We start from the raw sequence: 13,582 nt of genomic DNA on the forward strand, positions 1-13,582 counted from the left end.
GTTTGATAATCACGCCGCTCGACGTCCCCACGGCCCGTGTTGCTCCTCGCTCGCTGCCGCCGAGCGGCCTGGATCTACTCGTCGCGGCATCAGCACGCGAAGGCCGTGCCCGCCACCTCCGCGATCTGCTTACGGGTGCCGACGCCGACAGATCGGTCTACCTGGTCCACCCCGACGAGGTGCGCGCGATGCTTCATCGCGGCATCGACCCGCAGCTCTACCTTGCCTACCGCGACATCGCCGCGCCCCGGCCCAAAACCGGCCAGCCGAGCACCGACGGCACGCACGCCTGGTTCGCCGACCTCGTCGTCTACACCGCCGCGAACCTCGGTGGCAGCCCGGAACTCGGCCGGTCGCTCGGCCACTGGAACACCCCGGCACAGATAGAAATCTTCCAGTGCCTGTCCGGCCGGGTTCTCATGTTGCACACCAACATCGACGACGATGGAAACTCCACAATGGACTATCACGTGTGCCAGGCTGGTGATCACGTCGTCATCCCGTTCGGTGCCTGGCACCTGACCGTCGTGCTCGACGCCCCAGCTGCGGTGTTCAACATCTACACCGACGTCGCCGACCTGCTGACCGGACACACCAGCCGGGAGGCGGTCGACAGCGACCTGAAGTACCGAGCGGCGCCCGCGCCCGCGCTGACCATCGCACGCACGGCCTCGAAGATCGCCGTGGTCGGCTCCAGCCGCGAGCTCACCGAGCGACCTCTGCGGCGCGGTGAGTCCCCGAGCTGGGCCGAGGCCCTGCTGATGCCCTCCGGGCTGGCCGCGCTCTACCGCCACGCCCCGGCCGCCGAACTGGCCCGGTTGCAGGAGCACGCTGCGCATCTCGGCCGTCGCCCTATCCCCGTCACAGCGTCATGACAAGGTCACGCAAGCATCAACCCGCGCCCGCCGACGCCTCCTGTCCGATCCGGCCGCTGATCGGCTATGCCGCGGCCGCTCACGCGACGCGCCGCTTCGCCCAAGGCCCGGCCAGCGTCACCCTGCGCGCCGACCGCAGCGAGCTGATCAGGGACGCGGAGACCACGCTCCACTCCTACGCGCGGACCAGGACCGCGGCCAGCCGGTGGACCATCACCCTCCACACCGGCGTGCCCGTCGACCAGGCCGGCGCCGACGCCCTGTTCGCCGACGCCGATGACCACGACATCGGCCCGAACCTGCAGGCGCAGTCGATCGGCGTGCCCGGCGGCCGGGCGTTCTGGATCCGCGACCACGCGACCCTTGTGCACCTCGACCAGATGCTCGGCACGATCACCGTGCACGCCGGCGACCTGGATGCTGCGCGGTTCTTTGCCGTCCGACTCGTGCGGCAGGCCATGACCGCCCAGCTTCTGGAGCACGACGCGGTCTACGCGCACACCGCCGCGCTCGTGCGCGCCGATCGCGGCCTGTTGATCGCAGGGCCGAAGGGTGCGGGCAAGACCACCACCCTGCTGAGCGCGCTGCGGCTGGTGGGCGGGGACTTCGTCACCAACGACCGGCTCCTGCTCCGCCGCGACCCCGACGGTGGCACGGTCGGCTACGCCTGGCCGATGCACCTGCGGGCCACCGCCAGCACGCTGCGTGCCGTACCGGGGATGACCAGGTTCCTGCCCGCCGAACAGCAGCAGAACAGCCCGGCCGGCCAGTCGGCGCCCAGCGGCAAGATCGCAATCGAGCCGGGCGAGCTACGGACTGCGCTGCCCGACACGCGGATCCTCGGCGAGGTCCGGCCCACGCTGATGCTCTGGCCCTATCGCAGCGCCAGCGACCTCCCGCCCGAGCCAGTGCCGCCGGCCGAGGTCCGCGACATCCTGGTACGCACCCAGTTCTTCATGCACGACCCGGTCACCCGCGTCACCTCGCACCGCAACCACTGGCTGCTGCCGCCCGACCAAGACCGGACCGCGCTCGCGCTCACCGCCGTCGCGGACCAACTCGCCCGGACCGTGCCGTGTGTTCGGATCCCGGTCACCAACTCTCCCGCCACGTTGGCAGCCCGCGTGACTGCCCTGCTCGACCACACAGCAACCCAAGCGGCCACGCCGGGTGATCGGGGATGACCGACCGACAGATAGGCCGCCTCGCCGAGGACGCCGTCTGGGCCTTGTGCTGGGGCACCGGAGCCGACAGCCACGAGACGATCGCCCATGCGGTGGTCGCCGAACTGGGCGCGGTACTTGAGCAGTTGGTGCGGTCAAAGACCCTCTGCCTACTGGCCGCGTACCTGCACGACCACCCCATCCCCGAGCTGGATCGCACAGTGACGCGGTTCCTCGACAGCACGCTGCGCACCAACCGGTACAAGACCTACGCCTGCCGCGTGGCCGCGCTCACCGACACCGCGGCGTTGCACACTGCCGGCGTATCCGCGGTCGTACTCGGGGGACTCAGCGTGGAACACGCCCTCTACGCCAGCACCGGCGCCCGCCAGTTCAGCGACATCGACGTGCTCATCGCGCCCGGCGACGCCGAACGCACGTATGCCGTCCTTCGCACCCAGGGCTACCAGCCCAGCCAGAACAACAGGACCTGGACGCGGCAGACCGGCGACCAGATCGTCCCGCTCATCGTCTTCGACCTGGCCACTACCCTGCCTCGCGGCGGCACCGACGACGACGTCCCCGGCCTGCTGGCCCGTCGCGCCGGGATCACCGTTCCCCCACACGACCACCCGCTCCCCATTCTCGCGCCGTCCGACGCGGTCAAGCACACACTGGCCAGGCTCGCGGCCCGGCCGCGCTGGGCGCTCGCCGCCGACGCGATCCGCCAGGTCCGTGCGACCGCGCCGCCTGCCCCGCACCACGCCGACGTCCTCGCCGGCTGGTCGGTGCTGCGCTCGCATTGGCCGCTGCTGCCCGCCGCCCCGGCCCGCCTGCCTGCCGACGAGGAGCTGCACCGATGATCGTCGCCTTGGCCGGGCTGCCCGGCGTCGGCAAGACCACGCTGGCCGAGCAGCTCACCAGCCACATTCCCGGCGCTCTGCTGCTGCGCAAAGACGCCGTCCGGCACGCGCTGTTCGGCACCGAGCACACCACCTACACCCGCGACCAGGACGACCACTGCGTCCAGGCCCTGTTCGCCACTGCGGTCTGGCAGTGGCTGCGCGCCCCCGCCACGACCGTCGTACTCGACGGGCGGACCTGGCTGGCCCCCGGCCAGGTCGAGGACCTGCGCGCCTTCGCCGCGGCGCACCGGCAATCCCTGCTGCTGCTCGAATGCGTCTGCCCGATCGACGTCGCTCACGCCCGGCTGGCCGCTGATCATCAGCACCGCCTTCACCCAGCGGCCAACCGCACCCCGCAGCTACACCAGGAACTCGCCGCCACCGCCGTGCCGATCACCGGCCCGAAACTGCTGCTCGACACCGGAAAGCCCGTCGCGACCAACCTCGACATCATCCTGCGTCACCTGGACACCGTCGCTCCGTCCGAAGCCGTGATCCGCCCGCCGGCCCCGACCACCGTGGAGACCTCGTGACCACCGAACTGCCAGGACTGCTGTTGATCGCGCAGGCGACCGTCGAGCACGGCGCGGCGTTCTTGCGCACCCACCGCCCCCGCACCTGCACTGGCAAGGGCGACCGGGACATGGCCACCGACGTCGACCTGGCCATCGAACGGATCCTGCGAGACGAGCTGACCCGCGCTACCCCCGGAATCGGTGTCCAAGGCGAAGAAGAAGGCGGCCCGACCAGCGGCACCCGCTGGGTCATCGACCCGGTCGACGGCACCGCCAACCTCACCCACGACATCCCGCTGACCGGCATCTCCCTTGCCCTGGTTGTCGACGAGGATCCTCTGCTCGGAGTCATCGCCCTGCCCCAGCTCGACCGCACGTACTGGGCGGCGGACGGTCTCGGCGCATGCCGGGACGGCCGCCCGATCCGCATCGCCGGCCCGGCCCGGCTGGCAGAGGCGATCGTCGCGATCGGCGACTACGGCACCGGACCCGGCGCCGCCACCCGCAACGCGACGCTGTTGGCGATCCATGCCGCCCTCGCGCCCCGAGCACAACGCATCCGGATGCTCGGATCCGCCGCGGCCGACCTCGCGCTGCTGGCCGACTCCGCCCTCGGCGCGTCGATCACCCTCGGCAACCGCACCTGGGACATGGCCGCCGGAGCCGTCATCGCCCGCGAAGCCGGCGCCCACGTGACCGATCTCGACGGCACCGACCACACCACCGCCTCACGCTGCACCATCGCCGCCGCACCCGCCCTGATCGACGACATCCTCGACATCGTCCAGCGTGCGAGCGCGATCAACGGCTTCACCGGCGAGGAGGACGTGGCGTGCTGATCACCTTCGAAGGGCTGCCCGGAGCGGGTAAGAGCACACAGACCCGGATGCTCGCGAGGTGCCTGGAAGCCAGCGGCTGGCCCGTCACCGCCCTCCCCGACCTGGCCACCCTGGACACCGAGCCCGTCGCGGCCACGCTCGTCGACCTGCTGCGCACCGGAGACGACCCCTTCCTTCGCAGCGGCGACGCCATCACCGACACCATGATCACCGCTGCGATCCGGGCTGACCTCGTCGCCACCGTCCTCGATCCGGCGCTGGCCGAGAACCCTGCCGCCATCGTGATCGAAGACCGTGGCATCCACACGATGGCCTCCTACGCGATCGCCGCCCTACTCCGCCAGCACCGCGCCCCAACCGACGTCGCTCTCGACTGGCTGAACGCCCTCACAGCTCTGGCGGGGCCGCGCCCCACCCGAGCGCTCTGGCTGCGGGTACCCCCGAAGGTCGCCGCCCGCCGCGCTGACGAACGCGGCGGAAGCCGCCGCTCCGCATTCACCAGCGAGCAGCGCGCTCACCTCACCTGGGTCGACCACGCCTACGCGCTGCTCGCCGAACGAGACCCCCAGCTCACCGTCCTCGATGTCACCGACCTCGACCCGGTCGACACTCACCTCGCCATTCACGCCACCTTGCGTCAGATCAGCCAGACGGGTGACATCGACCTGAGCCCGTGTGCGGGGCACCACGAAACCGCCGAGCCCGTCTCCTACGCTGGCCCCGCCAGACTCCGTCCATTCGTGCCAAGCCGAAACCGAGAGTCCGAAACGATGACCACGTTGGCCAGCCACCGCGAGAACACCGCTCCCACCGACCTGCTAAGCGCCCTGCGCACTGCGCGTACGGCCGGAGCCAACGCACTGGCCGCCACACTCGACGAACACGGGTTGCACGCGCTCGACGGTGGTCGCAACAACGACGTGTTCGCCTGGACCGCGGCCACCACACCGATCTGCATCAAGCTCTACAAAAAGACGGACCGACAGCGCGTCGAGCGCGAGTGGCACGGCCTCACCCACGCCGCCGGCTTGGGCAGCGCTCCGGAACCGCTATGGCTCGACGAGCACCCCGAACAGCCAGCCCTCGGCATGACACTGCTGCCCGGCTCCCCGATCCTCGACGTTCTCGACCCGGCGTCGGCCATCAAGTCGCTGGCCGACACCACCCGCGCTCTGCAGAGCGTTCCGCTGAAGGCGCCGCTTGCCGGCCTGGAGCGCGTCGACTCCATCGGCCACTACATCGCCCGGCTCACCGATGTCTGGGCCGGCCAACTCGCCGACGCCGCCGACGATCCCCAGACCCCGGAAATGCTCGCTCTCCTGCGCCGATGGGAGAACAGCGGCGACGCCGAACTGCTCGCACAGCCCGCTACCCGCGTCTACTCCCGCGGCGACGCGAATCTGCTCAACTGGCTCCACGACGGCGAGTCCACCTACGTCGCGGACTTCGAGTTCAGCGGCTTCTCTGACATCGCCGTCGACGCGGCCGACCACATCGAGCACATCAGCGCCCGCGTCATTCCTGACGACGTTTGGACCAACGCCGAAGCCGATCTCGGCGTCACGCCGGGCAACCGCGCCCGATTCGACGCCGCGCGGCGGACCATCGCCCTGCGGTGGCTCGCCGTGTTGTGGAAGCAGCGCACCAAGCGGGTCGAGGAGTTCACCGCTCAGCGCGATCGGGTCTGCGCCCTCCAAGGCTGATCACAACTGTCCATTACCTGCCAGCGACCTCAGCGCGGAAACGCCGTCGATGTCGCCGGCACCAAGCATTGGCACGACCTCGGGCAAGCTGGCTGCCAAAAGCCGCATATCGGCAAAAATCGCGATGTCGTAGAACCTCGACCACCATCGCATCGAGCACGTCTTGCTCGGCCGGCCCCTGACCACCGCGCAAGTCGCTGCCGAACTCACAGAGAACGAGAAGGCCGGACTGATCGAGGGCCGCTGGTGGAGGGCAGACGAACTACGGCAGTGCCGCGACAAGATCCTGCCCGCCAACCTGCGTGCCCTGCTCGACGACCTGTTCGCGGACCGATTCAGCCCCCCACCCCTTGCGCTCGCCGACTGGACGCCTGGCCGATCGCCAAGGACTCCTCTATACCAGCGCAGATCAAGCGCGGTGTTGCAGGTCAGAGATCCCGGCCGGATTGGCGGATGACGAGCGGAGTCCCCCGAAATCGCGAGCGGAAGACGACCGCGGAGGGGCACAGTGGCCCGCCGTACCCCTCCGCGGAAACCGTATTGCTCAACACAGGTGGAGGAGCGGTCAGGCGCGAGCAACTGCGTACTCCGCCTCGATCCTGGCTTTGAGTTCAGCTGCGCGTTCCGGCGTGCAGCTTTGGCCAGGTGCGTCGATGTCGCATTGCAGCTTGATCAGGCGGGAGCAGATGGCGCCGACACTGCGGCAGTGTTGCTCGGCAAGCTGGTCGTGCAGGGTTTCCGGTGCCGTGTTGCAGTCGGCGGTGAGCCATTGTTCACGCAGTTCGGCTTTCAGGGCAGGAGTCCAGGATGCGTGCGACCGGGCGGGTCCGCCGGGTCGGGGCGGCAGTACTCGTCGGGCGGGCGCGGCGGTGGTTTCGGGCAGTAGCGGCCAGGCCGTGGCAGCGGCTCGGGCGTCTGAGATTTGCTGTTGCAGTCGGTCGATCCGCGCGGTGTCGCTGCGAGGCAAGCGGCCGAGGCGGTATTCGAGGTCGGTGGCGCGCGATCTTTGCTGCTCGCGGAACCATTTGGCCTGCTGGTTGTGCAGCGTGCGCGGCGCAAGTCGACCGATTCGTTCCGGCTCTGCTGTGGCCAGCCGCCATGCGAGCCGCGCGGCGGCAACGGCGTCGTCGGCGCTGCTGTGGGCCTGGTCAAGCCGGACTTTGTAGTGCTGGCAGAGGTTTGCAAGGGTGCGTTTTTCCGCCCGTTTCGGATGCAGATGGCGGTCGATGCAGATGGGATCCACGACGGGGCCGGACAGGTCGAATCCGCGGCCGTGGTGGCGGCGCAGTTCGGCGTCGAGCATGGTCAGGTCGAAGGGCGCGTTGAAGACGATGAGCGGAACGGTCGCGGTCCAGATCCGAGCCAGATGACTGCTGACCTCCTCGACGACCTCCGCAGCGGGCCGGCCGTGGGTGCGCGCGTAGTCCGTCGTGATGCCGTGCAGAGCGGTGGCGTCGGCGGGGATGTCGATACCGGGGTCAGCAAGCCAGTTCCTGGTTTCGATCTGCGGTTTTCCGCCTGTTCGGCTGGGTGTGATCGTGACAATGGACGCGGTGACGAGGCGGTCGCGACGCGGGTCGACGTCGGTGGATTCCAGGTCGAGCGCGAGTAATTGGCCATCTGCCCATAACTCTTCGAGGTTAGTCATGCGCGCATCGTAAGAACAGGGTCCGACAATTCTCGGTGATCGCACCCGCCGACGCCGCCAGCCTTCGCCTGCTGCTCCATCCGATGCCCTCCTCGTTCCTCCTCCTGATGCCACTATCCTGCCGACAGCGGTTAGCGAACTCCGGCGTCGGGATTAGCGTTGAAGGGGGATCAGCGTGGCAGCGGACCTTGAACAGCTCGGCCCGATCGGCTTCCAGGATCTCGCAGGCGCGCTCTGCGTCGCGTCCTTCGGTCCCGGCATTCAAGTGATGGGATCGGGCCGCGATGGCGGCCGAGACCTGTACCACCGGGGACCGCTCGTCTGGAAGGGCGATGACGGCCAACCCAACGAGGTGTGGGACGGATACACAGTCTTCCAGGTCAAGCACAAAAAAGGCCTGGAGGCTCGCCCCGCGGACAACGCTCGCTGGCTGCAAGGCCAGATTCGCAGCGAACTGAAGAAATGGGCCGACCCGGCTTCCGGCCGCGATCCGGTTCCGGACTATCTGGTGTTCATCACCAACGTCCCGCTCACCCCGACGCCTGGCTCAGGGGGACACGACCAGACGATCAAGGACATCGGCAACTACATCGACAGCCTGAACGATGACAGCCGCGACGTGGGCAGCGGCGACGACCGCCAGGCCAGGTACCGGAGGCTCTCGCGCATTCGCGAGTTCCGGATTTGGGACGCGAACCAGATCCAGACCCTGCTCGACGTCAACGCCGGCGTCAGGCTTGCCTTCCCTGGTTTCTTCACCGCCGCCGACGCGTTCGCGCACATGTCCGAACTCGCCGGGTACCTGCCGAAAAACCAGCTGGAGCCAGGACTCCGTGCTCATGCCCGTACCACGCTAATGGGAGAAAGCTCCGTCTACTTCGACGAGGCCGGCAGCGGCGACGTCACCGGCATGCCGTTGCATGACGTCGTGATCGATCTGCCGATCACGTTGCCGGACGACCCTGCATCCAACAGCGTGATCAAGTACGTCCTCGATCGCGGCGAGCGCATGCTCAGGCCCACGCTCACCACCTTCAAAGGCCCTCGCCACCTGGTCATCGCCGGTGCCCCGGGCAACGGGAAGACCACGATCTCCAAGTTCCTCGCGCAGGCATATCGCGCCGCCTCGCTGGCCAACGGTGACAACCTCAGTGCCGACCACCGGCAGGTCATTGCCGGGACTGAAGCCGCGTTGGGACGGTTCCAGCGGGCCCTGCCTCGGCATCCTCGGTGGGCTATGCGGATCGACCTTGCCCAGTACGCGGAGGATCACGGCTTCAGCGACGGCTTCACGCTGATCGGTTACATCGCCGAGAAGGTCTCCAGCCGGTCTGATTTGGGCAGCATCCGCGGGTCCTCGGTGCTGTGGTGGCTGCAACGCTGGCCGTCGTTCCTGATTCTGGACGGCCTGGACGAAGTCACCGAACCCAAGGTGCGCAAGTGGGTCATCGAGCGCGTCGTCGAGTTCGTAACCGACGCCGAGGGCGACGACTGCGACGTGTTCGTCGTCATGACCACACGACCGATGGGCTACGTGGAGAACATCGCACCGACGCAATTCGAACGAGTAGACCTGGACTACCTGTCCGCCGGAGAGGCAATCCGCTACGGCGAGCTGGCAACTCGTGCCCGGCTGCGGGCGGACCACGACCGCATCGACCGGATTGTCCGCCAGCTGGAGATCGCCGCTCACGACGACTCGCTCCGGTTGCTGCTGCGCACTCCGCTCCAAGTCCTGATCATGACCATCATCGTCGGAAACGCCGGCCATCTCGCCCCGGACCGATACAGCTTGTTCTGGGGCTACTACGACACCGTATTCAGGCGGGAGCGCGAAAAAACCACGAGCGTACGATCGATCCTGCAGACCTACGGTCAGCACATCCAGCGGCTGCATGAACGCGTTGGCTTCGAACTGCAGACGCGCAGCGAAGCCGCCGATCGCTCCTTTGCCGCCCTCACCCGCCAGGAACTACACGGGATCACCTGGCAAATCCTGCATGACGCCGGCTTCAAGCCATCCGATGCGGACGCCGAACTGCTAGACAAGATCCTCACCACGGCCACCCATCGGTTGGTGCTGATCGTTCCGCGAGGCGACGAAGGCTACGGCTTCGATGTGCGATCGCTCCAAGAACTCATGGCAGCTCGCTACCTCACGACCGGCACCGATGATGCCGCACTCGCACGACTACGCGTCTCGGCAGCCAGTCCGCACTGGCGCAACACGGTTATCTTCGCGGCGGGGCACTGGTTTTCCGAACCGCAGGACCATAGGCATCAGGCCATCGTCGAACTCGTCGAGACCGTCGATGACGACGCCGGCCAACGTCTCGGCAACATCGTGCCCGTCGGCCCGCGTCTTGCTCTGGATCTCATCGACGACGGGATGGCACGCGCCTGGCCACGGCCGCGAGACCGGCTTGTCCGCCACGCTCTCCAGGTCCTGCACGAACCACGCCCGCAGGACCTGACCGCGATCGCGCGATCCCTGATCCGTATCGCTGACACCGGCGACGCACAGCAAAGAGCAGTCGAGGACGGTTTGCGCGACGCGCAGGCAATCTCGCTCACCGCTCGCGACACCACCCAGGCCCTGCAGGACCTGGTGCCCAAGGTCGTCAAGGAGATCGGAGCACGCGCACGTATCAACGGGCTCGCCATCGTGCGTTCCCGCGCTGGTGCGGATCCGCTGGCTCCGCCACTTGACGGCTGGGGCGATTTCGACGCCGAGATCGAGACCGCTCCGGTAGCCGATCCCGTGCTGGCGATTGTCCGGACTGCTGCTAGCGCGGTGCGGTCGTTCAAAGACGGCGCAGCACAGGGAATCGACGTATCGTCCGTCCTCGCGGTTTTGGCTGACACTGACGGGTCAGCGATCTTCGAAACTGCATTGCAGCACGTCGTACCACACGAATCGACTCTGGTCGCCGAGTTGCGCGACAACGTGCTGCCTGCTGTCCACCGCGCGGCTATCGGGGGCCAACTCCGGCACCCCCGCTCGGACGGAGCCGACAGTTGCTCGTGAAGACCACCTTCCGGCACGGAGGCGTCGGACTTGACCGATCGCCCGTTCCTATCCGCGTTGTGGTTGGCTACGGTCGTTGACGTGACCGAAACTGGAGCTGGTACTAGCCACAGCCAGTGCGCTGGAACTGATCGCGGGGTGCGTCGCGCGGCTGTGGCTGACCGGACACGCGGTCCTCGCTTCTGGCGGCGTGGCAAGGCGCTTGGCGGTTGCACGGACCGGCTGTCTGGCACTCGCACCCACTGAGCCGAGTGGCCCCGAGCCGCAGGTGCCTGCGTGCAATGGTTCCCCAGGAATCAGCACAGTGCCGTGATGAGGCGAGGCGCCAGTCAATCCAGGGCTTGGCTTGCGTGCCCTGAGCCCGGCGCACAGCGGTGCGACCATGAACGTGGGCGAGGTTTGGCTCAGCTACCCAATCTGTGCCGCCATCCTTGGTGTCGGCCATTGCTGGAAGTTCCCTGCTCGCGGGGTCGGCGCACTCGTCGATCACCCTTCTTGTGAGCAGCGCCACGTAGAGCGGTACCCTCCACATCACTCGGAGCGCGAGGCACCGAGGCCGGAACCAGGCCACCCGGAGGGTCGAGGTTCACGGCGAGAGGGTGTTGGCCGCTCACCTCGTGAAATCGTCGTATTCGTCCTCGCCGAGTGCGTAGTGCTCTCTGACTGTCCGGGACGTCACGAGGAGACACCTGTGCCGCATTCCGTTCGTCGCCGCATGATCGCCCAACGGCGCAAGTTCACCGGGGAAGCCACCGAGCAGGCCGCTCCAGGCGTCCGAGGCCGCTCGCACGGCCTTGATGAGTGCACGCTCGAACAGCGGCGATTTCGCGCCGTCCTAGCCGTTCTGATGCTCAACGAGCACACCGACCATAACCTGGGCCAGGACACCGTCGCCCGCTGCATTGCCAGCAGCGTCCTGCGTCAGATGATCCACATTTCCGCCAGGCCCGACGAATTGGTCGTGCTCTCCGACATCCCGCACCATCTCATCCAGAAGGTGCTGCCGAGGGACGTGGCCTCGACTGTGCACGGCATCCCCGGCCTGCGATGCCTCGACGCCGACCCTGATGGCCGCTGGTACCGGTTCTTGCACGTCGGGACGGGAGGCATGTTCCGCCTGCAATACGCCGGGCCGACCCCGGAGGAGTACTGCTTCCGTCCCGAACCCGACTGGCCGGACTCATGGAACCCGGTCACCCCGCTCCAGACGTTGACCGAGAACGAGGCGCACGTCCTGGCGCAGATCCCGGCGATGCACGACGACCTGGAGACGCTGCTCGCCGGCCTGGTCGTCCGATTGAGCTGCAAGGACCCCGACGACAGGTGGGCGTTGGGCGAGCTGGACTGGGATCCACTGCGCCGCCGTCACCCGAAGGCGGTCACGTACCGCCGTTACTTGTGGGGGTCGGGTAACGATTGGATCCTGCATTACAACGGCCCGATCCCCGCCGACGACATCGCCGTCGCCCTGACCGACGCCCGCATCGGAATCGCCGGAGCTCGCATCGCCGGCCACCAGGACGGCCTCGTCCGAGTCGAGCGTGGCACGGCGTCCCTGGAGATCAGCAACTACACCGCACCGTACGACCGCGTCCGCCCATTCGCGCCACGCACGCCACCGAGCCGGCACCGACCGGCAGAACGCGCTCTTCGGACCTGACCTGTCGGATATTCAGTTGCATAGCGGTTCTGATCGCAGGTGATGCCGGGGTTGATCCACAAACGGCGCCTATGGCGCTCGTGGGGCGACTCGGCGCTGGCGGTAAAAGAGCCCGCGTCGAGTCCCCTTCACGACGGCTTCGCCCTCGCGCCTGGGCATCTGCCGGACACCGCGCTGCTCCGAGATCTACTGTTGGTGCTGCGCGCTACCGTCATGTGATGGTCAACCAGCGAACCCGACGTGCTCAGGTGGGCGCGGTCAGGGCTGACGTACTCGGTGGAGCGGCATGACCTCGACCGTCACCCCGATGAGGCTGCGCTCGGCCATCGCGGAAACGCTCTGGGATTGCGTCAAGGCGCACCACCTGGAGGCGGCATGCGATGCACTAAGGGCGCGCCGATGAATAACCCGTAGAGTCCGGTTGTAGCTGTCATGCTTGTGGTATGCGTGAGGCTGGGGACATCGGGGCAGTGCTGGCGGCGAAGTTCGCGGTGTTGTTGCCGCACCTGGACGAGCGTCAGCGGCGTCTGCTGCTGGCTGCGGAGGCCAGGTCCTTGGGGCACGGTGGAATCAGAACCGTCGCTCGCGCCGCAGGTGTCCGCGAAGCCACCGTGTCGTTGGGCATCACCGAACTCGACTCCGGAGCGCCTCCATTGGGGCGGGTCCGCCGCCCTGGCGGGGGCCGCAAACGCGTGGTCGACACCGACCCCGGACTACGCCCGGCGCTGCTGGCACTGGTGGAACCAGACACGCGGGGTGATCCGATGTCGCCACTGCGGTGGACGACGCTCTCGACCCGCCACCTGGCAGGCGAACTCACCGCCCAAGGACACCGGGTCTCCGCCGACACCGTCGCGGACGTGCTGCGGAGTCAGGGTTTCAGCCTGCAAGGCAACGCCAAGACCCTGGAGGGTAAACAGAATCCCGATCGAGATGCCCAGTTCCGCTACATCAACGAGCAGGTCAAGACCCATCACGCCGCCGGGGAACCGGTCGTCAGTGTGGACACGAAAAAGAAGGAAATCGTCGGCGAGTTCACGAACGCCGGACGCGAATGGCGTCCCGCCGGTGACCCGATCAAGGTCAACACCCATGACTTCCCGGACAAGGAACTGGGCAAAGTCGTACCGTACGGGATCTACGACTTGGCCGCGAACACCGGCTGGGTCAACGTGGGCACCGACCACGACACCGCCACCTTCGCGGTGGAGTCCATTCGCCGCTGGTGGAACGGGGCCGGGCAGCT

The 13,582-nt window shown here is 67.7% G+C and carries 10 protein-coding genes; 9 read left to right on the top strand and 1 reads right to left on the bottom strand.

The window, feature by feature from the left end; all coding sequences use genetic code 11:
• Positions 1-2 precede the first annotated feature (2 nt).
• Genes QMK34_RS27020 through QMK34_RS27045 form a run of 6 tightly spaced genes read left to right on the top strand, consistent with a single transcriptional unit; the run spans position 3 to position 6,000 of the window.
• A complete protein-coding gene (locus QMK34_RS27020; RefSeq protein ID WP_326417247.1) occupies positions 3-875 on the top strand; it encodes a hypothetical protein in 873 nt (290 codons plus the stop codon).
• Complete coding sequence (locus QMK34_RS27025) at positions 872-2,059, top strand: hypothetical protein (protein ID WP_326417248.1); 1,188 nt, start codon at positions 872-874, stop codon at positions 2,057-2,059. The genes QMK34_RS27020 and QMK34_RS27025 overlap by 4 nt, the downstream gene beginning before the upstream one ends.
• Positions 2,056-2,901, top strand: coding sequence for a nucleotidyltransferase family protein (locus QMK34_RS27030; RefSeq protein ID WP_326417250.1), 846 nt, complete (start codon positions 2,056-2,058; stop codon positions 2,899-2,901). The genes QMK34_RS27025 and QMK34_RS27030 overlap by 4 nt, the downstream gene beginning before the upstream one ends.
• Positions 2,898-3,476: an AAA family ATPase gene (locus QMK34_RS27035; RefSeq protein ID WP_326417251.1), complete on the top strand. Its 579-nt coding sequence runs from the start codon at positions 2,898-2,900 to the stop codon at positions 3,474-3,476. Before QMK34_RS27030 ends, QMK34_RS27035 begins: the two co-directional genes overlap by 4 nt.
• Positions 3,473-4,297: an inositol monophosphatase family protein gene (locus QMK34_RS27040; protein WP_326417252.1), complete on the top strand. Its 825-nt coding sequence runs from the start codon at positions 3,473-3,475 to the stop codon at positions 4,295-4,297. Before QMK34_RS27035 ends, QMK34_RS27040 begins: the two co-directional genes overlap by 4 nt.
• Positions 4,291-6,000: a thymidylate kinase gene (locus QMK34_RS27045; RefSeq protein WP_326417253.1), complete on the top strand. Its 1,710-nt coding sequence runs from the start codon at positions 4,291-4,293 to the stop codon at positions 5,998-6,000. The genes QMK34_RS27040 and QMK34_RS27045 overlap by 7 nt, the downstream gene beginning before the upstream one ends.
• A gap of 565 nt (positions 6,001-6,565) precedes the next feature.
• Here QMK34_RS27045 and QMK34_RS27050 read toward each other — a convergent pair.
• Positions 6,566-7,648, bottom strand: coding sequence for an exonuclease domain-containing protein (locus tag QMK34_RS27050; RefSeq protein ID WP_326417255.1), 1,083 nt, complete (start codon positions 7,646-7,648; stop codon positions 6,566-6,568).
• 175 nt (positions 7,649-7,823) lie between these two features.
• Here QMK34_RS27050 and QMK34_RS27055 point away from each other — a divergent pair, with 175 nt between their 5' ends.
• From QMK34_RS27055 to QMK34_RS27065, 3 genes are all read left to right on the top strand, one after another.
• Positions 7,824-10,676: an NACHT domain-containing protein gene (locus tag QMK34_RS27055; RefSeq protein ID WP_326417256.1), complete on the top strand. Its 2,853-nt coding sequence runs from the start codon at positions 7,824-7,826 to the stop codon at positions 10,674-10,676.
• Between the two features lie 691 nt (positions 10,677-11,367).
• Positions 11,368-12,336, top strand: coding sequence for a hypothetical protein (locus tag QMK34_RS27060; RefSeq protein WP_326417257.1), 969 nt, complete (start codon positions 11,368-11,370; stop codon positions 12,334-12,336).
• Between the two features lie 443 nt (positions 12,337-12,779).
• Positions 12,780-13,582, top strand: an 803-nt coding sequence (locus QMK34_RS27065; RefSeq protein ID WP_326417258.1) for an ISAzo13 family transposase, incomplete at its 3' end; no start/stop codon positions are given.

Source organism: Amycolatopsis sp. H20-H5, from assembly GCF_035828755.1.
In the GTDB taxonomy this organism is placed as follows: domain Bacteria; phylum Actinomycetota; class Actinomycetes; order Mycobacteriales; family Pseudonocardiaceae; genus Amycolatopsis.